Source organism: Maribacter sp. 1_MG-2023 (assembly GCF_030547005.1).
GTDB lineage: Bacteria > Bacteroidota > Bacteroidia > Flavobacteriales > Flavobacteriaceae > Maribacter.
In genome coordinates, this window is sequence record NZ_JAUOPN010000001.1 from 607,534 (window position 1) to 628,959 (window position 21,426).

The window sequence follows — 21,426 nt, forward strand, 5'->3', positions numbered from 1 at the left end:
GTATCAAAGAGATTATAAATTGTTAACCAGGTTATCGATGGAAGTAAATGTTCTACAAAATTTAGGTTTTGTAGCCTCTTCAATAAAATTTGTTTGTCGTCCTAAAATCCAAAAATTAGGGTCGTTATATTCGGCAACAAGTTTAGAGAAATCTTCTAAGTACTTGTTAATCTTATCTTTTTCTGGGAAAACAGTGAAGTAGGAAACAAAATAGATGTCATCGAAATATTTTAATACATCTTCTAAGTTCTCCATAGGTATTGTTGGACCTAAATAAATACACTTATAGCCTTTTAAGATAATCTCGTAATTAATATACAATAATCCTATATCGTGTATTTCATTTTCAGGTAAAAATGCAACAAAAACTTTGTCTTTTTTGGTAGGCTCTAAATGTTGAAGCTTTTCGGTGTTAAGAAGAATTTTTTGTTTAATCAAACTACTCATAAAATGTTCATGAGCGGGACTTATAGTGTCCGTTTGCCATAAAAGGCCTAATTCGTTCAACAGTGGTACAAATGTTTCTTTGAAAATTTCTCGGAATGAGTTTTCACTCAAAAGCGCATTATATGTATTAAAAAACATAGTTTGGTCAAAATTGACCATTGCTAATTTAAAAGCATTGATAGCTTGACTCTTATGACTGTGTTTTGCTACTATTTCGCGAACTACATATGGAATGTCTTTATCAGATATCTTGGCGATTTTAGATATTTTGTGTCCGTTGTTATACAACAATGTAACATTAAGTAACTTTTGTAGGCTCGAAAGGCTATAGGTTCTAATGTTTGTGTCGGTACGTTCAGGAGATAAAAGATTGTATCTTTTTTCCCAAATTCTGATAGTATGTGCTTTAATGCCAGAGAGGTTTTCAAGGTCTCTAATACTAAACTGTTTTTTTACATTGTTCATGTTTTCTGAAAAAGAATTAAACAAATCTACAATTTATTAGAATGTATTAGGGTACTTGATAGTTAAAATTATCAAAATAAAAAAAGGTTAGACCTAAATCTAACCTTTTGTGCCCACGACTGGATTCGAACCAGCACGTCCTTACGAACACTACCCCCTCAAGGTAGCATGTCTACCAATTTCACCACGTGGGCATACTTGAAGTATTATGAAGCGCAAATATAGAAACCTCTCATTCAATTTAAAATATATTAATGATTATTAATAAGGTAACTTTTCTATAATACTAGGGATTTTTGATACTGGGTTGGTGTTAAGCCTTTTATCTTTTTAAATTTCTTATTAAAATTAGAAATGGAGTTGAAACCAGATAGGTCAGAAATCATATTAATATTTAGTTCTTTTTTAGAATTTAATAGCTGGCACGCATGTTCTACACGAAGCTCTATTAAGAATTGAAAAAATGTTTTATTGGTACGTTGTTTAAAAAAACGACAAAAGGCATTTGGGGTCATGTATGCCATTTTAGAAATGTCATCTAATAATATAGGCTGCTGAAAGTTCTTAAAAACAAAATCAAATATTTCTTGCAAGCGTTCCCCCTCATTAGAACTTAAGATTTTAGCATAAATAAACTTGCTTAAAGGCTCTGTAGCTACTTTGCTTAATAATTCTAATAGCTCTAAAAACGATGTAAAGCGTTGTAGTTTTTGTAGAGATTGTAGTGCTAGGATTTGCTGTGTTAGTTGCTTTTTGTTTGACATTACTTTAAACCCAGAAGCGGCATTTGTAAAGAAAGATTGTAAATCTTTAAAATAGGGTAGCTGAAAGAAGTGCGCACCAAAGGTGCTATCGGTAAAGAAAACGGTTAGCATATGGGCATCTTTATTACTTGCAATACTTTTAAAAACGTGAGGTAAATTACTACCAATCACATAAATATCTCCTGTTGAAAAATGATGTATACTATCACCCACCAATAATTTGCCATTACCGTTTATAATGTAGCTTATCTGTATTTCTTCATGTTGATGAAGCTTGTTATAAAAGATAGGTTCTTTATCTATTTGAACAATTAAATGCTCATCTATTGGTTTTGGTATTTTAAACGGAAATACTTTCATATGCATCTAATTTAGCGGTATATATTGTAATTATATGATTAAGGTGGTAAAATAGTACCATGTGTAGGTAATATGAAAACAATTTATTTCTAATACTACCTGTAGATTTGGGTATCATCAAAAACAATATATAATGAGTATTTCATGGACAGGCGTTATGCCAGCGGTTACCACAAAATTTACAGATAAAGACGAACTTGATTTAGATATGTTCTCTATCAATATAAGGGTTCAATTAGATGCGGGAGTAAGCGGAATTATACTTGGCGGAACCTTAGGGGAGGCGAGTACATTGACCGATGAAGAGAAAAAGGTTCTCATGAAAGAAACCGTAAAGTTGGTTAAAGGGAAGGTGCCGGTCATTATTAATATTGCTGAACAAACAACGAAAGGTGCTATTCATGCAGCTGAAGTTGCCGAAGAATGTGGTGCAACAGGGTTAATGATGCTACCACCAATGCGTTATAAAGCGAATGATCATGAAACGGTTACGTATTTTAAAGAAACGGCGAATAGTACCGATTTGCCTATCATGATTTATAATAACCCTATTGATTACGGAATTTTGGTGACTCTAGATATGTTAGAGGAACTTATGGTTTGCGATAATATACAGGCGGTAAAAGAATCGACGAGAGACATATCTAATATTACGCGTATAAAAACAAGATTCGGAGATAGACTAAATGTTTTAACTGGTGTAGATACTTTAGGCTTAGAAAGCACATTAATGGGTGCTGATGGATGGGTAGCTGGTTTGGTATGTGCTTTCCCTGCTGAAACTTGTGCTGTTTTCGAATTGGCAAGAGCCGGTAGAATTAAAGAAGCATTAGAAATATACAGATGGTTTTTACCATTATTGGAGCTTGATATTAGTCCGCAATTAGTACAGAATATTAAAATGGCAGAAGTTGCAACTGGTATTGGTACCGAGAATGTTCGTGCGCCAAGGTTACCGTTAATTGGTGCTGAACGCGAAAGAGTAGCAGCGGTTATAAAACAAGGTATGGCTACAAGGCCAACATTGCCAGATTATAAAGGTATTAACTAATTGAACCATTATTATATGCCCCACACGTTTACTGGGTATATACAGAAATGTAAAGAAATAATCGAAATTTGTTTCGGCTTCTTTCTTTACTTTTGAGTAACATCAGAAAAATAAAAAATGATAAGCGGTACAAATGCAATCGGGAGTAAATCTTCTAAGCAAGGAAATAAAACTTTTAAGACTTTTAATCCTAAAGAAAATAAAGAAACAGAATGGACTTTTTACGAAGCATCTTCAAATGAAATTGATGAAGCTGTAGCCTTAGCTACTGATGCTTTTAAAGTTTATAAAGATTTTTCAGGAGCTAAAAAGGCTGTATTTCTGGAAACGATTGCTGATGAAATTGAAGCTATTGGTGATGAACTTATTGAGACCTATTGCAAAGAATCTGGTTTGCCAGAAGGTAGAGCAAGAGGTGAACGTGGTCGTACTATGGGCCAATTACGAGCTTTTGCTAATTTATTGAAAGAGGGTTCTTGGGTAGAAGCGGTAATTGAAAAAGCCCAGCCTAATAGAGAGCCAATGCCTAAGTCAGATATTCGAAAAATGTTATTTCCGTTAGGTCCTATAGTAGTATTTGGCGCAAGCAACTTTCCTTTAGCATTTTCAACAGCAGGTGGTGATACGGCAAGTGCACTGGCAGCAGGTTGCCCAGTAATCGTTAAGAGTCACCCAATGCATGCAGCGACAGGTGAACTGGTTTCATCGGCAATTATAAAAGCGGTAGAAAAAACAGGAATGCCTAATGGGGTATTTTCAAATTTGAATAGTAGCGGTATAGAAGTGGGTCAGCAGTTGGTGAAGCATCCAAAAGTAAAAGCTGTTGGGTTTACAGGTAGTATAAATGGTGGTACTGCGCTTTATAAATTAGCTAACGAAAGAGATGAGCCTATACCTGTATTTGCAGAGATGGGCAGTATTAATCCTGTAGTATTACTTCCTTCTGCCTTAGAGAATGATGGTGATGCTTGGGCAACTAAATATGCTGCTTCAATAACTATGGGTGCAGGGCAATTTTGTACCAATCCGGGTTTGGTATTAGGGCTGAAGGGAGCTAAATTGGATAGTTTCATCAACACCTTATCCGAAGAAATTCTAAAATTGGAGCCTACATGTATGTTGCACCCGAATATATATGCAAAATACAACGAAGGTAAAAAAGAACTATCTGCCCAAAAAGGAATAACTATTACGGCAGATTATAAAAAAGCTACAAATCCGAATACAGCACAACCTTCTATTTTAAAAGTTAGCGGTGCCGATTTCTTGGCGAACACAAAATTGCACAAAGAGGTTTTTGGTCCTTTTTCTGTAGTAGTTGAATGTGAAAATACTACTGAATTAGAAGCTATTTTAAATTATTTAGAAGGTCAGTTGACAGGTACTATTTTGGGTTCTGAAGAAGACTTGGCTTCAAATACGGCTATAGTAGATGCATTGAAAGGTAGAGTAGGGCGTATATTGTTCAATGGCGTACCAACGGGTGTAGAAGTAAATTCTTCTATGGTTCATGGTGGTCCGTTTCCTGCCTCTACAGATGCTCGTTTTACTTCTGTTGGTACCTCGGCTATAAAAAGATGGGTACGTCCCGTTTCTTTTCAAGATTGGCCTAATAAATTGTTGCCAGCGGCATTGCAAAACGATAATCCGCTGAAAATTACAAGACTTGTTGAAGGCGAATACACTAAAAACTGAAACAAATAACAAACTATTAATATGGCCAGCAGCACATTTGTTTGTATCGATGCGCATACTTGTGGTAATCCTGTGAGGGTAGTAAAACAAGGTGGTCCTGATTTGGTCGGCGCAACCATGAGTGAAAAACGCCTGCATTTTTTAAAGGAATATGACTGGATCCGTAAAGGACTCATGTTCGAGCCTCGTGGTCATGATATGATGAGTGGTAGTATTTTTTATGCACCGAGCGACCCTAATAATGATTTTGGAATTTTATTTATTGAAACCAGCGGATGCCTACCTATGTGCGGTCATGGTACCATTGGTGCTATTACCATTGGTATTGAAAAAGGTTTGATTATACCTAAAACACTGGGGAAAGTTCGTATGGAAACTCCGGCAGGTTTAGTACTTATATCGTATAAACAAACGGGCAATAAAGTAGATTGGGTAAAATTGACCAATGTAAAGTCTTATTTGGCTGCGACAGATTTAACCATAGAATCATCTTATTTGGGTGAGGTTGTTTTTGATGTATCCTATGGTGGTAATTTTTATGCTATTGTAGATCCCCAAAAGAATTTTAGCGGAATTCAAGATTTCTCTGCAAGTCAGCTTATTCAGTATAGTCAAGAACTACGAGAGAGAATCAATCTGAAATATCCCAATTTATTTATCCATCCAGAAGATGCTACAATTAGAAGTGTGAGTCATATGTTATGGACAGGCAACACTATTTCTGATACTGCTACCGCAAGAAATGCCGTGTTTTATGGTGATAAAGCCATTGACCGTTCGCCGTGTGGTACAGGTACTTCTGCACGAATGGCACAATGGTTTGCAAAAGGTAAGTTAAATGCTGGTGAAGACTTTATTCATGAAAGCTATATAGGATCTCAATTTGTGGGTAGGGTAGAAGAAGAAACCGTTTTAGTTGACAGACCTGCGATAATACCGAGTATTAAAGGTTGGGCAAAAGTATATGGTCAAAACACCATTACTATAGATGACGATGATCCGTATGCATACGGGTTTCAAGTAATTTAAATTCTATTAATTATAAATGAAGAATGTACTAATAATTGGCGGTGGTATTGTAGGTTTAAGCACTGCATATTTCTTAAATAAGAAAGATTTTTCCGTTACCGTTATTGATAAAGGTGATATTACCTCTGGTGCATCTTTTGTAAATGCAGGTTATATAACACCAAGTCATATAATTCCGTTAGCATCGCCTGGTATGATAGCGAAAGGAATAAAAATGATGTTTAATTCTGCTAGTCCGTTTTATATGAAACCTAGGTTAGACGCCGATTTTTTAAAATGGTCATGGTATTTTCATAAATCATCAACATCAGCTAAGGTAGAAAAGGCTATTCCTTTAATTAAGGACATTAACCTTATTAGTAGAGAACTATTTGCCGATATTAAAAATTCGGGCGATTTAGGAGATTTTCAACTAGAACGAAAAGGTTTATTGATGTTGTATAAGACCGAAGCAAGTTACTTACATGAAAAACAGGTTGCTGAAAGAGTAGCTTTTGAAGGGCTAGAGGTATCTGATTTAAACAAGGCAGAATTACAGCAATTAGAACCTAATGTGAATATTGATGCAGAAGGTGCTATACATTATGAATGTGACGGGCATACAACTCCGACAGAAATAATGCCCAAGTTAGTGGCTTATTTAAAGCGGCAAGGTGTTACTATTAGAACAAATGAAGAAGTTTTAGATATTAAGAGTTCTGGTAACAGTATAAGAGAGGTAGTTACCGATAAGGGTTCTTATAAACCAGAAGAAGTTGTTTTGGCTGCAGGCTCATGGAGCGGTGAACTGGCGAAAAAATTACAGTTGAAGTTACCACTACAAGGTGGTAAGGGGTATAGAATAAATATAGAACGTGATACGGGTATTACGATTCCGGCTATATTAATGGAATCTAAAATAGCGGTTACCCCAATGAACGGATTTACAAGATTCGCGGGTACGATGGAGTTTTCTGGTTTAAATGACATTATAAGAAAAGAAAGAGTAACGGCAATAGCTAATGGTGCTCAAGCCTTTTACCCTAATATAAAAATTAATGACACTGAAATAAAAAATGTAAAAACCGGATTGCGACCAGTTTCACCAGATGGGCTGCCTTACATTGGTAAATCGTCTAACATAATTAATTTGACTATTGCCACTGGGCATGCAATGATGGGTTGGAGTTTAGGACCTGCCACAGGTAAACTAGTTTCAGAGTTATTGTCTGGTACTAAGACGGCTATGAACATCGCAGCATTTAGCCCTGATCGAAGATTTTAACGAATGTTGAAAAATACTCGTCGGTAGAGAATTACCATTCACCGACAGTAAACTGTTATTCACCTATAGCTGTCATTTTAAGAATGATAAATCTTTAATATTTGTCGTATCAATAAAAATGAGCAATGGACATATTACTTATAGAAGACGATTTAATAGAAGTTATGAAGTTGAAACGTACAGTTTCTAAACTTAACTTAAAGCATTCAATTACAGAAGCAAAAAATGGTGAAGAAGCTTTAACCTATTTAAGGTCTGGCGAAAAATTACCTGATATTATTCTACTAGACTTGAACATGCCAAGAATGAACGGTATTGAATTTCTAGCTATTTTAAAGGCAGATGAATTACTTCAATACTTACCTACAGTTATTTTAACAACCTCAGAAAATAGAGCAGATTTGTTGAAATGTTACCAAGCTGGTATAGCAGGTTATGTAATTAAGCCACTAAAATATGAAGATTACGAGTACAAACTAAACGCTGTTTTAGAGTACTGGAATGTTAATCAACTAGTGAAAGGCTAACAAAAAAGCTCATTTCACAACATTTTTTCCTATTTACGTATTAATTTTCCTACGTTTGAGTGTATTTAAAAAAATCAAATGAAAGGAATCGTATTTACCGAGTTTTTAGAAATGGTCGAATCTGAGTTCGGTTTAGAGACTGTTGATAATATTATTGAAAAATCAAATTTACCATCAGAGGGTATTTATACCTCTGTAGCTACTTACGAATTTAATGAAATGGTAGCGTTGATCACCCAGCTAAGTAAAGAGGTAGATTTACCGGCTGGAGATTTAATTTATGCATTCGGACTCTACTTGTTCTCAAGTTTAAAGAATGCACATCCAGAAGTTATTCAAAGTTACAGAAACCCAATAGGGTTGCTATATTCTATAGAGGATCATATACATGTTCATGTAAAAAAGCTGTATCCTGAAGCAGAACTGCCTACATTTAAAATACTAGACAAGACCGATAATTCTATTTCTATGATATATTCTTCATCTAGAGGTTTATATAGATTGGCTCATGGTTTAATTGAAAAAGCATTTGAACACTTTAACGGTAAAGCGGATATTACCTATGAACTTCTTAAAGAAGATGGTACTGAAGTGAAATTTGATGTAGTACAACATGGATAACAAAGAAGTTCTTCTCTTAAAAAAAGCGCTCGAACGGCAGAAAAAGGCTCGTAAACAAGCAGAGAATATCTTAGAAAAAAAATCTAAGGAGCTCTATGATGTCACCAGTCATTTAAGAGAATCTAACAGTAAACTCGAAAATTTACTAAGCGAAAAAACATCTGAATTAGATGGTATTTTTATAAATATTATCGATCCTTACGTGGTAATGGATCTACAATTCAATGTTATTAATATGAATAGGTCTGCCAAAGAATTTTTGCAGTTTGATCATAATGATAAGCTAGTAAACCTTTCACAATTTATACATCCAGATTTTTTAGAATATACCCAAGAATCGATGCGGTCGATGATCGAGGTAGGTAGCTTAAAAAATTATCGTGCAAAAATTATTCTTGAAGACGGTTCTGAAAAATGGATTCAGATTAACGCAAGTCTGGTGTACGATAAAAATCAAAGACCTATTGCTGCTCAGGGTATTATCAGAGATATTACCCAAGAAACCGAAGTAAAAAGACTTGTTGCCGAACAAAAAGCGCAATTAGATATTATAGTAGAGAATTCTCCTTTAGGTATTGTTTTAGCAGTTGACGGTGTAATTCTGAAGACCAATAATACTTTTGTAGATATGCTTGGTTATCAAGAAGGCGGACTCAAAAACATTTCTTTTAAATCAATCTCAGAACCAGAAAATGCAGCAGATACACTAAATCAACTTGATGAGATGTGTGCTGGTAAACTTGAAAAGTTTACTGAAATATGGAAGTTCACCAGAAAAGATGGTTCTACCATAATGGGTAAAACTAGAATTTCAGCGATACATGATGATCATAGAAAAAAAGATTATCAGGTGGCTATTGTAGAAGATATTTCGCACCAATTAGAGGCAGATAGAAAACTAGAGGCATCTCAAAATAGATTGACTGCTCTTATTTCTAATTTACAGTCTGGTGTTCTTTTAGAAGATGAGGAAGGTAAAATTGCATTGACCAATCAAAAATTCTGTGATTTATTTCATATTAAAGAATCTCCTAAGAAAATAATTGGCGTTGATTGTGCAGAATCAGAAGAAGAATATAAAAAGTATTTTAAAAACCCAAAAAGCTTTGTTAGTAGAATAGAAGAAATTTTAGCTAAAAAAGAAACTGTTTTGGCAGATGAACTTGAAATGATTGACGGTAGAATTTTAGCAAGAGATTTTATACCTATAGATAATGATGGTGATTACAAGGGGCACTTATGGGCTTATCAAGATATTACCATCTCTAAGAATTACAGAAAGAACTTAGAAAACCAACGAGAAAAGTATAGTAGCATCATTGCAAATATGAATTTAGGCTTGGTTGAGGTCGATAATAAAGATGTCATACAAATGGTCAACCAAAGCTTTTGTACAATGAGTGGTTTTGAAAAAGAAGAACTTATTGGTAAAGTAGCCTCTAACGTTGTAAAGTTCAAAGATGGAGATATTATTGAAACGAAAAATCAGAATAGATTAAATGGTAAGTCTGAATCTTACGAGGTTGAAGTAATCGATAAAAATAAGAATATAAAACACTGGCTTATTAGTGGTGCACCTAGGTATAATGATACCGGTGCTATTATAGGTTCTATAGGTATTCATTTAGATATTACAGATCAAAAGCAATTAGAAATCCAGAAAGAAAAATTACTTAGCGAATTAGAAAATAGTAACCAAGGGTTACAAGAGTATGCCCATATTGTCTCTCATGACCTTAAATCGCCACTTAGAAGTATAAGTGCTTTGGCAACTTGGCTGAGTGATGATTATAAAGATGTTTTAGATGAAGGTGGTCGACAGAATCTTGAGCTTATGCAAGAGAAAGTAGCCTCTATGGATAAGTTGATCCATGGTATCCTTGAGTATTCGACAGCTAATAGTTCAGCCTTAGATGATTCTAAAGTAGACCTAAATGAAGTAATAAATGATATAGGTGAGACTATCTTTATTCCAGAACATGTAAAATTGGTCATTCCTGAAACGTTGCCAATTATCATGGCAGATAGAATTAAAGTGCATCAAGTTTTTCAAAATATAATTGGTAATGCGGTTGTACATATTGAAAGAGAAGTAGGGCTTGTTGAAGTTCTCTATAAAGACGATGGCGAATTCTGGCAGTTTACCGTTAGCGATAATGGAGTAGGTATACCAGAAGAGTATCATAAAAAGATTTTTGACATTTTTCAATCTATAGGTAATAATGAAAGGTCTACTGGTATAGGGCTTTCAATAGTTAAGAAAATAGTTGATCGCTACCAAGGTAGCGTTTGGGTAGATAGTGTTGTTGGGGAAGGAACTCAATTTCATTTTACAATAAAGAAAAACCATAACTAAAGATTCATTAAATGAAAATAGTTCAAGGAATAAAAAAATCAAATGAATCTTTTGTACTTAAAGATTCTACGCTACTTAAAGAACCGTTAGTATTGGTTTTTGGTAATCGATATATGTTAGAAAGTGAACATATATATGATGAGGTTAAACAGTTGTTTCCGAACGGGCATATCGTTTTTGGCACCACTTCGGGTGAAATTATAGATGATAATGTTTTGGACGGATGCATTGTTTTAACTGCTATAGAATTTGAAAAGAGTTCAATTTTAGTGAAAAGAAGCAATGTTGCAGATTTTCAAAATGATGATAAAAAATTAGGAGAGGTTTTAATAGCTGAGTTTCCGAAAGAAAATTTAAAACATCTATTTGTAATATCTGAAGGTAGTACCGTAAACGGCAGTGCACTTATAGAAGGTTTAGAACATTTAGGCAATACACATTTCGGACTCTCTGGTGGATTATGTGGTGATGATGATCGTTTTGAACGAACATTGGCATCTTATAATGAAAACCCCAAGGAAGGTGAAATAATAGCTATAGGTTTTTATGGTGATACCTTAGAAATTACTAGTTCTAATTACGGTGGTTGGACCACTTTTGGGCCAGAACGTATTATTACAAAATCTGAAGGTAATCTACTTTTTGAATTAGATGGTAAACCTGCATTGGATCTTTACAAAACCTATTTAGGTGAAAAAGCAAATGAATTGCCGAAGTCGGCATTGCTATACCCGTTAAGTGTTAAGGTGACCGAAGATGCTGAACCTTTGGTGAGAACGATTCTTAATATAGATGAGAAAAAAAATACAATGACACTTGCAGGTGACATTCCAGAAGGGGCAAGGGTGCAGTTAATGATGTCTTCTGTAGATGATATAGCAAACGGAGCTTTTCATGCAGCAGAACTCGCTATGGGTGGCAGAAAGAAATCTCCTGAGTTGGCGTTATTGATTAGTTGTATTGGTAGAAAGTTGGTAATGGATCAACGTACTGAAGAAGAAATCGAAGAAGTTAAAGCCGTAATTGGTGGTAATACGGTAATAAGCGGATTTTACTCCTATGGCGAAATGGCACCTTTTAGCGGTCAAGATAGTTGTAAATTGCACAATCAGACCATGACATTAACCTTATTTAGCGAATAATGCATTCCCTGTTAAAAAGACAAATCCGAAAATATTTACCAGAAGATCTAAAGGCGAACCCAGAAATGGAAAGTTTTTTAGAAGCAGTAGAAAAATCTTATGAGAATTTTGATGATAAATTTTCTATGCTTCATAGAGCTTCAACGATAAGTTCAGATGAACTATTTGAAGCCAATAAGAGTTTACAGAAAGAAGCAAAACAGCAAAAAAAGATTCTAGTATCCCTAGAAAATACCATCCGTAGTCTTACAGAGAATTTAAATGAAGAACAACTTTTTGGTGAGAATGTCAAAGATGACTTCAATGCAGAAGATTTAGCCGCATACATAAGTAATTTGGCAGCGAAGGTTTCTGAAATGACTGTTGAAAAAGACAGACTTTTAAAGAGTTTAGAAAGCCAAAATCAATCTTTAAACAATTATGCGCAAATGGTATCGCATGATTTAAAATCGCCCATCCGAAACATCAATGCGTTGATGAGTTGGATAATGGAAGATGAGAAAGAAAAGTTTTCTGCTGCCAGTAAAGACAATTTCTCAATGGTGTCGCAGAACTTGACTAAGATGGATAAGCTCATTTCAGGTATTCTTAACCATGCTACCATGGGCGAAACTGAAGAGCATAGGGTTACATTTAGTTTAGAAGAGAGCCTAAAAGATATTGAACAAACTATTTTTGTTCCTGAAAATATAACTTTTGAGTATGATGAAGAATTGCCAGAATTGTTCTTTGAAAGAGCACGACTAGAGCAATTGTTTATGAATTTATTTACCAATGCGGTTACGGCAACAGAAAATGTTGAAAAAGGAATTATAAAAGTTGGTTACGAGCCAGATGACGCCTACTGGAAATTTAGTGTTTCAGATAATGGCAAGGGAATACCAGAGAAACATCAAAAAGGAATTTTTGAAATGTTTAAAAAGCTGGAGACAGCTAACAATGCCACTGGCATCGGACTTGCAATTGTTAAGAAAATTGCGGTACTTTATGAAGGCGATGTTCGGTTAGAATCAGAAGAAAACGTTGGTACTACGTTTTATATCACATTAAAAAAGAATTCATGATAGAACAACCTAATCTTAATTACGTAGACGAGCTTGCTGGTGACGATATTTCTTTTAGAAATCAGTTTCTTGATATTATTAAAAACGAGTTTCCGTTAGAAAAAGAAGAATATTTTGGTCATGTAAAAAATACAAGAGTAAAAGAAACTGCCGAAATTGTTCATAAACTAAAACATAAGTTTAATATCTTAGGAATGGAAAATTCTTATAAGTTAGCAGTAGCTTATGAAATGGAATTATTGGATGGAAAGCACGATAGTCAATCTAAATTCGTTGAAGTATTAGAAACTATTGAAGAATACATTAAAACAATTTAAATGAACTGTATTATAATCGATGATGAAGCCACGGCAAGACTAGTTGTTAGGCAACTTTGTTCAAAGATACCTGAGCTTGATGTTATTGAAGAATTTGACAACGCCATTTCGGCAATCAAGTTTTTAAATCAACAGAATATTGATGTTATTTTTCTAGATATTCACATGCCTGGTTTTAGTGGTGTCGATTTTATACAAACACTTAAAAATCCACCAAAAGTAGTTATGACTACTTCTGATACAGATTTCGCAATAGCCGCTTATGAATATGAATGTATCGTTGATTATTTGGTGAAACCGATTACACTAGAACGTTTTGAAAAAAGTATTGAAAAAATTAAAAGTAGTTCTTCTAAAAAGCCACAAACACACGTAGAAACACAACAAAATTCATCTGAAGGTGAAGATTTGTATATCAATATTGACCGAAGATTGATTAAGTTGAAACTCAATGAAATTTTGGTTATCGAAGCCAAAGGCGATTACATTGACGTTAAAACAGAAAAAGAAGATCATAGGGTACATACTACCTTGAAAAAAATAAAAGAAAAATTACCTGAAAAGTTGTTTCTGCAAATACACAGATCGTACATTATCAACTTTACCAAAATTATTGATATAGAAGATAATAGCGTGCTTATTGCTAAAAATGTGGTGCCTATTAGCCGCTCTAACCGCCCAGAATTAATGAGACGTTTGAATTTACTTTAAGCTTTTTCTAAAGTAATAATCACCAATTTTCGTGGTAAATTTTTTTAAATATTTCTGCTAGCTGAACTTTGTTTACCGGCTTTACTACGTACCCAGTAAGCTCTTCAAAATTAGAAGCTCTTTTAACATCGCTATCGCGCATAGATGAGCTGACCATGTAAATATTAATGTTATTAATAATTTTAGGTTTTAGTTTTTTGAATTCGTTTAAAAAGCCCCAGCCATCTAAAAATGGCATATTTATATCTAAAAATATAACCTCGGGTAGTTCTACTTTCTCCTCAGTACATTTTGTAATATATTCAACAGCTTGTTCCCCATCGGTAAATGTTGAAACTACCAATTCTTTTGAAATTTGATGAATTGTCTTTTGCATTAAATACAAATACAGTTCATCGTCATCGACTAGCAATATGTTTGGTTTTGTGTTCATTTTTAGAATATTAATTTAAACGTTGTGCCTACTCCTATTTTACTATCTATTGTTATGGTTGCGTTAAGTGCTTCTAGTTGAGATTTTACCAAGAATAATCCCATACCCTTGCCTGATATATTTCTATGAAATCTTTTATAAAGTTTAAAGACATTTTCTCCGTGTCTTTCTAGATTTAATCCTATTCCATTATCTCGTACATACAACACCCTTTGCATATTTTCTATGACAGACTCAAATTGTATGTAAGAAGAGACATTATCTCTTTTGTATTTAATCGCATTAGAAATAATATTGTGAACGATGCTTTGTAAATAGAATTTAGAATATGAAATATGGTCCCAAGCTTCTAAATTTAATTGAACTTCAAAGCCAGTATTATCTAAAAGTGTTTCTGTAAATTCATTTTTAACTTCAAGTATCAATTCTTTTAAATCGATATCAACTATTTTTATTTCTTTAGTATCAAGTATAGCTACATAGTCATTTATGTCTTCGGTTAGGTTAGTTATGCTTTTAGCTACTTGATCTAGTTTAGGTAGTAACTGATGTAATGCTTCAGGATTTTTTTCTTTCTGTATCATCTCAACAATTACAGACATACTTGTAACTGGTGAGCGTAGGTTATGAGAAATTAAATAGTTGAAGTCACTTAACTGCTTATTTCGAATTTCTAAGCTATTGTTCATTTCATTGACCATTACATTATTCTCTTCTAGCTGGTCTTTGCTTCTAGTCAATAGTATATTTTTACTTTCTAGTTCTTTATAGAATAGTTCTTTTTCAATTCTATTTTTTTGAAAAATATAGCATAGCGTTAATAGACTAATAATTGAAATTATATTAAAGGTTAACAGGCTTTCAAAGACAGGCTGTAATTCGGCTTTTACTAATTTTTGTGGTATTTCCAAGGCCAGAAGCCAATTAGATGGGGTAACTATTTCTGTTGGTAAGTTTGATTTAGAACCAAACGTAAATGTTGCTCTATTTAAATTAATAGATTGCTGCGACCATATATGACCATTTTCAACAAAAGTACTGTCTCGATTATGGCTTATTAATTTTGTTTGTAAAATACCGGCTATAGTGCTATTTTCATTTCCAGATTCATAGGGCAAATCTTCTTTTATAGTACTTGAACTTATAACTCTGAAATCCTCATCTAACAAATAAACATTTTTGTCCTCAACTTTTGATTTTATTTGGTCCAGAATTTTTTTCATTTTAAAATTGATGACCAATAAACCTATTTGATTTTGCTCAGCATCAAAAATAGGAGCCACAGTTCTAATTACTGGTTTATGAGGTTTTTCAATTTTTCCATTTTCTTTATTTAAGCTTATTTGAGAAAGATATATTTGATTTTTTTTTAATTGTAATCCTGATTTTACATAAGGATGGTAATTTTTATTTTGTAAAGCGCTAATTACAATAGAATCGGTTCCAACCCGTTCGGCTCTAAAAAATTCTTTTCCTTCTAAATCTATGAAGCGAAATTGATCATAAAAAGTAACATCCTCAATAAATTCTAGATAAGACCTTAAGAATGAGGAATGCTCTACTAAAGGATCAAAATTCTTTGGATATTTTAAACTTGCCCAATAATGGGTATTACGCAAAAAAGAATGGCATTTTTCTTCAAAGGAAATTTTTTTCAACGTGTTTGCACGAATCTGACGCTCTGTAATATTTTCAATTTGTTTAGCCTTTTGGGAGTAATATAAAAAAAGGGTAAGCACAAAAAGTGGTACATAAAGGCCAATAAACATTCTTAAAACTCTTTTCCACATATAAGTTCAGTTAGAATCTCATTTTCATAAACTTGTGCTCAATTAGGAAAATATTTTACTTACGATAAAATAAGTAAAATTCTTACATTTTTTAAATTATGTTCATATTTTTTTCTAAGAAATATGGTGTTATTACCTACTAAAACCCAGCGGACTGCAAGAAATTACCCGTAAGGTTCTTTCTATGACTTTTTAGATAAATAATAGCGTGTAAAAAGGTTTAAAATGTTCGATTTAACTTATTGCTCTAAGTTCAATTCCTTGTGGAATAATGGTTTCTTTAAAAACAACCATTTTGCTTTTAACCCAATTTCGGTAAATTCAAAACCAGCTGCAGTGGCAGAGGCAATATTACTATACTTGCCATACACATTTAAACTAAATCGTTTAGAAAAATGATGTTGTACTGAGGCTTCTGCTCTAAAAATATTGGTATTAGGGTCGTCTTCGACTTTTTGAATACCTGTTGCGGCACTGGTCATGTAGGTATTCTTTTCAGAAATTTTGCCACGTATATCGGCGAACAGTTCAAATGCCTGGTACTTCTCAGGACTAAAATATATGGTAGGCACTTGGTCTTTAAATGTAATGTACTGGTAATTGACGCCCATTTTTAAAGCAGGTTTTCGTAGTACATTGTAATACAGTGATGTGAACAATAAATTTCTAACGTTATCATCGCTCTGTTGGGTGCGCATTAATTGTGTATACCAACCAAAATTGACATTCGTACCTAAATTATAATTTAACCCGTAATGATTTTGAACAATTTCTCTTTCAATTAATTCGGCATTAAAACTCTGAACCTCTCTTTGGTAACCTAGTGTTAGATTCTGTAATTTAAATGGTTGTAAATCTAGTTTTAAGTCAATAACAGGCTGGGTATATGCTTCGTCTAAAAATCTAGAATTGTTTATACCGAATACCGATTTTAAAACCGTTTTCGGAAATAATTTATACTGCAAACCAACCAATGCTACATGCGAAGTTGCTTTATTATCGGTTACCGTATTTTCTGTAGATCGAAAGAAATATGAAATTGTAGTTCTAAATTTAGTAGAGAAAGGTACGTCTACAGTGGTATTTGTAAAAAAGGCTGTATTGTTACCATTATCAAAAGTATAAGCAGCATGCTCTTCAATTGTAGGCGTATGCATTAAGTTCAGCTTCTCAATAAAACCTTTGGCATCTTTTTGATTCTTATAGAATTTTAATGTTTGGTTGGCCATATTGTATGCCGGTATAATCTTGTCAGAAGCAAATAAAGCATTTGCCTTACCTAAATTACCATCAAATGAGGAACTGTCATTAACCAAAATTCTATCATAGCTTTCAACACTAGATTTAGCATCACCGGTATATAGACCTAATGTAGCTTTTAAGGCTAATATCCAATTCTTATTCGGGTAATGAACTTCTAAACTATCAATCTTATTCTTAGCTGAAATGAACTTTCTGTTCCATATTAAGGCTTGTACATACCGATCGTAAGTACTTTCGGTAAGTTTTACATCATCAATTTTATCAACCTTAACCGTTGCTCCTTTGGCGATAATAAGTGCTTCTTTATCATTTTCATCGATATGTTCTGCTAATGCAATACCGTTTAATGCAGTAATAGAATCTTTTGGGGTAGTTGCATATCTTAAATAAATATCCTTTGCCTTGTCTGCCTCTTTGATAATGAGATATAAGTTCGCCAAGTTTATAAGAACATCTTTGTCTTCGGGGAAGTCTTCAAAAATTTTCTTTAATGTTTGCTCTCCTTTACCGTATTGCTGATTATTTACAAACTCGTTGGCATAACCTAAACGCATAAACTTTCTAGAAATCTTAGCACTTGCATTGTCCGGATCTAACTCAATTGCTTTTTCTACCCAACTTAAGGCCAGTTTATATTCTTTTAAATTACTTAAGGTATTGGCATACCCTAATACTGCACCAAATTTTGTTGGAAACTTATCTACTAAGTCAGCATATAAAGGTTTTGCTTGTTCGTACTCTTTTGCCCATAGAAACGATTCATTATAATTAATTAAAATTTCAAAATCACCAGGGTAATCTTCTAAAAGATCAGCGAACAAACCAGTTGATTTTTGTGGTTGGCCACTTAACCCAACCGCTCGCCCATAACAGAGTAGTGCCGTTTTATTATTGGGATCTGTTTTAAGGTATTCACCAAAAAAAAGTTCTGCTTCTTGAAAATCACCTTTCTCCAATAAACCAAAGCCTTTGGTCATATCAGATTGAGCTTTTAAGAAGGATGAGGTTAACAGAATAAGGAAGACTACTTTACGAATCATTTAAAGTGAGATTAATACTACAAATACCTAACGGTAATTATTGCGATTTATTTGTCTTTTTCAATATTGTAAAGATAAAATTGACTTCACCGCTACGGAAGTACGATAATTGCCATTCATCTACAGTAAATGGTTAACGACCTAAACCTCTTAAAATATAAGGGTAGCCTTAATGATATTTGATGTAGAACCAAGTCAATGTTGAGACTTTAAAAAAAACATGATTATGATAGCAATTAGACTAGTACTTCACAAAATTTCTGCAGAAAGATTATTTATGGGAAGTGTTCTTGTAGTAAATGGGGGTAATTATCTTTATAATCTTATACTGGGTAGATTGCTTGGTCCCGCAGCATATAGTGAGGCTGCCTTACTAATAACATTACTACTCGTGCTCTCTTTTTTAGGAATGACCTTTCAATTGGCGACAGCCAAATTTGCTATATTGTTCAACAATGATGATTGGGTTGCTTTAAAACAATTGCTATATAAGTATGCTGTTGGTTTTGGTACGCTAATAGGTATTCTGCTATTTGCTTTTGCCGGTAGCTTACAAGAACTATTTCATACAGAATCTTCACTGCTATTTAAAACCTTTGCCGTATCGGTGCCTTTGTATTTTTTTATGTCTGTTAATAGGGGAAGGCATCAAGGCAAGCAAGATTATCAGAAACTATCATTGACGTACCAATCAGAAATGTGGAGTAGGTTATTGATAACCTTTTGGTTACTTTGGTTGGTGCCTTCTAAACCTGCTTTTTTAGTAGCATTAGGTATTGGATTGTCTTTCGTATTCGGATTAATTCCCACAAATTTTAATCTAAAGAGCATCACCCAGAAAGTTACTTTATCCAAAGAAAATAAAAGAAAAGTAATCAGTTTTATAGCACTGACCGCCAGTTATGAACTAACCCAGATTATCATAAATAATAGTGATATTCTTTTAGTAAAACACTATTTCGATACCTTAAATGCCGGACTCTATTCTTCTTTGGCCATGATTGGGCGAGTTGTATATTTTATCGCTTGGATGTTTGTAATGTTGCTACTACCTACTGTTGTTCAAAAACAAAAAGATGGCGAGGCAACTGCACCTATATTAATAAAGTATGTAAGTTATGTGGGGGTATTGGCTATCATTATAATTTTCTGCTGCGCTGTTTTCCCTGAATTAATAATACAATTAATGTTTGGCGAAGCTTATGTTTCGATGGCGCCGTTATTATGGCAATATGCTTTGGCAACTTCTTTATTCGCAATCTCAAATATATTTGCCTATTACTTTTTGTCACTAGATAAATATCTACCTGTAATACTGTCTGGTGTGTTGGGTATATCGCAAATTGTCATGATCATGTTCTTTCATAGTACCTTATATATGGTGGTACAAGTTCAAATAATAGCCATGGTTGCTTTGCTGGTAGCGCAACTACTTTATTTTGCTCATAATAATATACTGAACAAGACCTCGTAATACTTTAATATTAGGTGAGTCTAGCCCGAGGAAATCCCCCATCTTCGGGCTTTTTTATTTATCATATTGTAAAAAGTGCATATTTTTTTTGTAAGTGATTGATTTAAAGATGTATGAAAATTAAATAAAGCTTAACTAATAATTTCTTCCATTCGTCTACAGTAAGCTTTCATCCACCTAAAATCACCTCAAAATACTTCATCATAGTTAGATATTTGTAGAAGAATTAACCCAATAGTATTTTAAACCTTAACCTATGAGACTTGCAATTGTAACCGCGTATCCCCCAAGTAAAGTAACATTGACCGAATACGGTTATCATCTAGTAAAGCATTTTAGACTTCAAAAAGAAGTAACAGAAATTGTTTTAATTACAGACAAGACTGAAGCTGCTAAGGATCTTGATTTTAATGAAGAAGGGTGTAAGATTACCGTTAAAGAATGTTGGAATTTTAATGATTACAAAAACATATTCAAGATTAATCGTGTTATTAAAGAAACAAAACCCGATGCCGTTCTTTTCAATCTACAGTTTTTAAAATTCGGAGATAAAAAAATACCTGCTGCACTGGGTTTAATGTTACCAATGGTGTGCAAGTTAAAAGGAATACCTACTATATCATTATTGCATAATATTTTAGAGCAGGTAGATTTGGAGAATGCGGGTATCACTTCTAATAAGCTCTTGCAGAAGGTTTATAATGGTATCGGCAATGTATTAACAAGATTTGTTTTGGCTTCAGATATTGTTGCGGTAACCATTAGCAAATACCAAACCATATTAGAAGGAAAATATCAATCTAGAAATGTAGCTTTAATTCCGCATGGTTCTTTTGAAACGCCTCCAGAACCTAATTATAACTTACCTGAAGGACCAAAAAAAGTATTGGCTTTTGGAAAATTCGGCACCTACAAAAAAGTTGAAATTTTAATTGAGGCAATCGAGTTAATTAGAAAACGTACCAATGAAGATATCGAAATAGTAGTTGCTGGTACAGATAGTCCAAATACACCTGGGTACTTAGAAAGTATGAAAAAGAAATATACTCATGTAAAGCAATTAGTTTTTACAGGTTATGTTGAAGAAGAAGATGTACCGGTATTATTTGGTGAAAGCGCGGTTGTTGTTTTTCCTTATACATCTACCACGGGTAGTTCGGGTGTACTTCACCAAGCAGGTAGTTATGGAAAAGCGGTTGCATTACCAGATTTAGGAGACCTTAGTGTATTGGTAAAGGAAGAAGGTTATAAAGGAGAGTTTTTTGAACCTGAAAGTGCAGCCTCATTAGCAGATGCTATCGAAAATATTTTGGTACATGATTCCTTTAGAACATATTTGGCAAAAGCAAATTATAGAGCTGCATGTTCAATACCTATGTCAGATATTACACAAGTATATATAGAGTACTTTAAATTTTTAGAATTGGCTAAATCTAAAGGTTTCACGTTAGACGTTCCGATATTAGAAAAAGAATTAATGGTTTAAATTTTTTGGTTAGGTTTTGTGTAAAAGGGGGTAGTATGGTTAGCTACTCCCTTTTTATTTCAATTTGTACATTTTTATTATAAAGAACACATTTTAATATTTTTTTTGAAATTATTACAAGGGTGTA

Annotated in this window: 18 protein-coding genes and 1 tRNA gene; 13 read left to right on the forward strand and 6 right to left on the reverse strand. The window is 33.6% G+C overall.

The features are described from left to right. Nucleotides 1-12: 12 nt before the first annotated feature. From Q4500_RS02685 to Q4500_RS02695, 3 genes are all read right to left on the reverse strand, one after another. Nucleotides 13-912, reverse strand: coding sequence for a MerR family transcriptional regulator (locus tag Q4500_RS02685; protein WP_299319982.1), 900 nt, complete (start codon nt 910-912; stop codon nt 13-15). A 110-nt stretch (nt 913-1,022) separates the two neighbouring features. Further along, nucleotides 1,023-1,106, reverse strand: a tRNA-Leu gene (locus Q4500_RS02690). 84 nt (nt 1,107-1,190) lie between these two features. Then, complete coding sequence (locus tag Q4500_RS02695; RefSeq protein ID WP_303598202.1) at nt 1,191-2,036, reverse strand: AraC family transcriptional regulator; 846 nt, start codon at nt 2,034-2,036, stop codon at nt 1,191-1,193. A 133-nt stretch (nt 2,037-2,169) separates the two neighbouring features. On the opposite strand from Q4500_RS02695, the gene Q4500_RS02700 reads away from it, so the two are divergent. From Q4500_RS02700 to Q4500_RS02750, 11 genes are all read left to right on the forward strand, one after another. Beyond that, nucleotides 2,170-3,087, forward strand: coding sequence for a dihydrodipicolinate synthase family protein (locus Q4500_RS02700; protein WP_303598203.1), 918 nt, complete (start codon nt 2,170-2,172; stop codon nt 3,085-3,087). Between the two features lie 117 nt (nt 3,088-3,204). After that, nucleotides 3,205-4,782 (forward strand): aldehyde dehydrogenase (NADP(+)), encoded by a 1,578-nt coding sequence (locus Q4500_RS02705; RefSeq protein WP_303598204.1) that lies wholly within the window; start codon nt 3,205-3,207, stop codon nt 4,780-4,782. A 21-nt stretch (nt 4,783-4,803) separates the two neighbouring features. After that, nucleotides 4,804-5,811 carry a 4-hydroxyproline epimerase gene (locus tag Q4500_RS02710; RefSeq protein ID WP_303598205.1) on the forward strand — a complete coding sequence of 336 codons (1,008 nt, stop codon included), beginning with the start codon at nt 4,804-4,806 and terminating at the stop codon, nt 5,809-5,811. A gap of 16 nt (nt 5,812-5,827) precedes the next feature. Next, nucleotides 5,828-7,075, forward strand: coding sequence for an FAD-binding oxidoreductase (locus Q4500_RS02715; protein WP_303598206.1), 1,248 nt, complete (start codon nt 5,828-5,830; stop codon nt 7,073-7,075). A 125-nt stretch (nt 7,076-7,200) separates the two neighbouring features. After that, nucleotides 7,201-7,602: a response regulator gene (locus Q4500_RS02720; RefSeq protein WP_303598207.1), complete on the forward strand. Its 402-nt coding sequence runs from the start codon at nt 7,201-7,203 to the stop codon at nt 7,600-7,602. A 78-nt stretch (nt 7,603-7,680) separates the two neighbouring features. Beyond that, nucleotides 7,681-8,223 (forward strand): heme NO-binding domain-containing protein, encoded by a 543-nt coding sequence (locus tag Q4500_RS02725; RefSeq protein ID WP_303598208.1) that lies wholly within the window; start codon nt 7,681-7,683, stop codon nt 8,221-8,223. Continuing rightward, nucleotides 8,216-10,579 carry a PAS domain S-box protein gene (locus Q4500_RS02730; RefSeq protein WP_303598209.1) on the forward strand — a complete coding sequence of 788 codons (2,364 nt, stop codon included), beginning with the start codon at nt 8,216-8,218 and terminating at the stop codon, nt 10,577-10,579. The genes Q4500_RS02725 and Q4500_RS02730 overlap by 8 nt, the downstream gene beginning before the upstream one ends. 11 nt (nt 10,580-10,590) lie before the next feature. Further along, entirely contained in the window at nt 10,591-11,721 is a 1,131-nt protein-coding gene (locus tag Q4500_RS02735; protein ID WP_303598210.1) for an FIST signal transduction protein, read from the forward strand. Between the two features lie 65 nt (nt 11,722-11,786). After that, nucleotides 11,787-12,785: an ATP-binding protein gene (locus Q4500_RS02740; protein WP_303598211.1), complete on the forward strand. Its 999-nt coding sequence runs from the start codon at nt 11,787-11,789 to the stop codon at nt 12,783-12,785. Continuing rightward, nucleotides 12,782-13,102 carry an Hpt domain-containing protein gene (locus tag Q4500_RS02745; protein WP_303598212.1) on the forward strand — a complete coding sequence of 107 codons (321 nt, stop codon included), beginning with the start codon at nt 12,782-12,784 and terminating at the stop codon, nt 13,100-13,102. The genes Q4500_RS02740 and Q4500_RS02745 overlap by 4 nt, the downstream gene beginning before the upstream one ends. Then, on the forward strand, nt 13,103-13,813 hold the full coding sequence (locus tag Q4500_RS02750) for a LytTR family DNA-binding domain-containing protein (RefSeq protein ID WP_303598213.1): 711 nt from the start codon (nt 13,103-13,105) through the stop codon (nt 13,811-13,813). A 19-nt stretch (nt 13,814-13,832) separates the two neighbouring features. Here Q4500_RS02750 and Q4500_RS02755 read toward each other — a convergent pair whose 3' ends face one another. The 3 genes from Q4500_RS02755 to Q4500_RS02765 all read right to left on the reverse strand — a co-directional run bounded on the left by Q4500_RS02755 (nt 13,833) and on the right by Q4500_RS02765 (nt 18,339). Beyond that, nucleotides 13,833-14,246, reverse strand: a complete 414-nt coding sequence (locus tag Q4500_RS02755; RefSeq protein ID WP_303598214.1) for a response regulator — start codon at nt 14,244-14,246, stop codon at nt 13,833-13,835. 2 nt (nt 14,247-14,248) lie between these two features. Continuing rightward, nucleotides 14,249-16,036 (reverse strand): sensor histidine kinase, encoded by a 1,788-nt coding sequence (locus Q4500_RS02760; RefSeq protein ID WP_303598215.1) that lies wholly within the window; start codon nt 16,034-16,036, stop codon nt 14,249-14,251. A gap of 239 nt (nt 16,037-16,275) precedes the next feature. Continuing rightward, the gene (locus tag Q4500_RS02765) at nt 16,276-18,339 is read right to left on the reverse strand and encodes a lipopolysaccharide assembly protein LapB (protein ID WP_303598216.1); all 2,064 of its coding nucleotides are present in this window, start codon (nt 18,337-18,339) and stop codon (nt 16,276-16,278) included. Nucleotides 18,340-18,565: 226 nt separating this feature from the next. Here Q4500_RS02765 and Q4500_RS02770 point away from each other — a divergent pair, with 226 nt between their 5' ends. Together Q4500_RS02770 and Q4500_RS02775 are read left to right on the forward strand one after the other, a co-directional pair. Continuing rightward, nucleotides 18,566-19,813 carry an oligosaccharide flippase family protein gene (locus Q4500_RS02770; protein WP_303598217.1) on the forward strand — a complete coding sequence of 416 codons (1,248 nt, stop codon included), beginning with the start codon at nt 18,566-18,568 and terminating at the stop codon, nt 19,811-19,813. Between the two features lie 256 nt (nt 19,814-20,069). After that, a complete protein-coding gene (locus tag Q4500_RS02775) occupies nt 20,070-21,299 on the forward strand; it encodes a glycosyltransferase (RefSeq protein WP_303598218.1) in 1,230 nt (409 codons plus the stop codon). Nucleotides 21,300-21,426: the final 127 nt, after the last annotated feature.

Bases quoted from the DNA above. Each gene is read 5' to 3' on its own strand.
- Q4500_RS02760 (WP_303598215.1), bottom strand. From the start codon at position 16,036: ATGTGGAAAAGAGTTTTAAGAATGTTTATTGGCCTTTATGTACCACTT.
- Q4500_RS02720 (WP_303598207.1), top strand. From the start codon at position 7,201: ATGGACATATTACTTATAGAAGACGATTTAATAGAAGTTATGAAGTTG.
- Q4500_RS02750 (WP_303598213.1), top strand. From the start codon at position 13,103: ATGAACTGTATTATAATCGATGATGAAGCCACGGCAAGACTAGTTGTT.
- Q4500_RS02740 (WP_303598211.1), top strand. From the start codon at position 11,787: ATGGAAAGTTTTTTAGAAGCAGTAGAAAAATCTTATGAGAATTTTGAT.
- Q4500_RS02755 (WP_303598214.1), bottom strand. From the start codon at position 14,246: ATGAACACAAAACCAAACATATTGCTAGTCGATGACGATGAACTGTAT.
- Q4500_RS02730 (WP_303598209.1), top strand. From the start codon at position 8,216: ATGGATAACAAAGAAGTTCTTCTCTTAAAAAAAGCGCTCGAACGGCAG.
- Q4500_RS02685 (WP_299319982.1), bottom strand. From the start codon at position 912: ATGAACAATGTAAAAAAACAGTTTAGTATTAGAGACCTTGAAAACCTC.
- Q4500_RS02715 (WP_303598206.1), top strand. From the start codon at position 5,828: ATGAAGAATGTACTAATAATTGGCGGTGGTATTGTAGGTTTAAGCACT.
- Q4500_RS02765 (WP_303598216.1), bottom strand. From the start codon at position 18,339: ATGATTCGTAAAGTAGTCTTCCTTATTCTGTTAACCTCATCCTTCTTA.
- Q4500_RS02775 (WP_303598218.1), top strand. From the start codon at position 20,070: ATGAGACTTGCAATTGTAACCGCGTATCCCCCAAGTAAAGTAACATTG.
- Q4500_RS02745 (WP_303598212.1), top strand. From the start codon at position 12,782: ATGATAGAACAACCTAATCTTAATTACGTAGACGAGCTTGCTGGTGAC.
- Q4500_RS02710 (WP_303598205.1), top strand. From the start codon at position 4,804: ATGGCCAGCAGCACATTTGTTTGTATCGATGCGCATACTTGTGGTAAT.
- Q4500_RS02735 (WP_303598210.1), top strand. From the start codon at position 10,591: ATGAAAATAGTTCAAGGAATAAAAAAATCAAATGAATCTTTTGTACTT.
- Q4500_RS02725 (WP_303598208.1), top strand. From the start codon at position 7,681: ATGAAAGGAATCGTATTTACCGAGTTTTTAGAAATGGTCGAATCTGAG.
- Q4500_RS02700 (WP_303598203.1), top strand. From the start codon at position 2,170: ATGAGTATTTCATGGACAGGCGTTATGCCAGCGGTTACCACAAAATTT.
- Q4500_RS02770 (WP_303598217.1), top strand. From the start codon at position 18,566: ATGATAGCAATTAGACTAGTACTTCACAAAATTTCTGCAGAAAGATTA.
- Q4500_RS02705 (WP_303598204.1), top strand. From the start codon at position 3,205: ATGATAAGCGGTACAAATGCAATCGGGAGTAAATCTTCTAAGCAAGGA.
- Q4500_RS02695 (WP_303598202.1), bottom strand. From the start codon at position 2,036: ATGAAAGTATTTCCGTTTAAAATACCAAAACCAATAGATGAGCATTTA.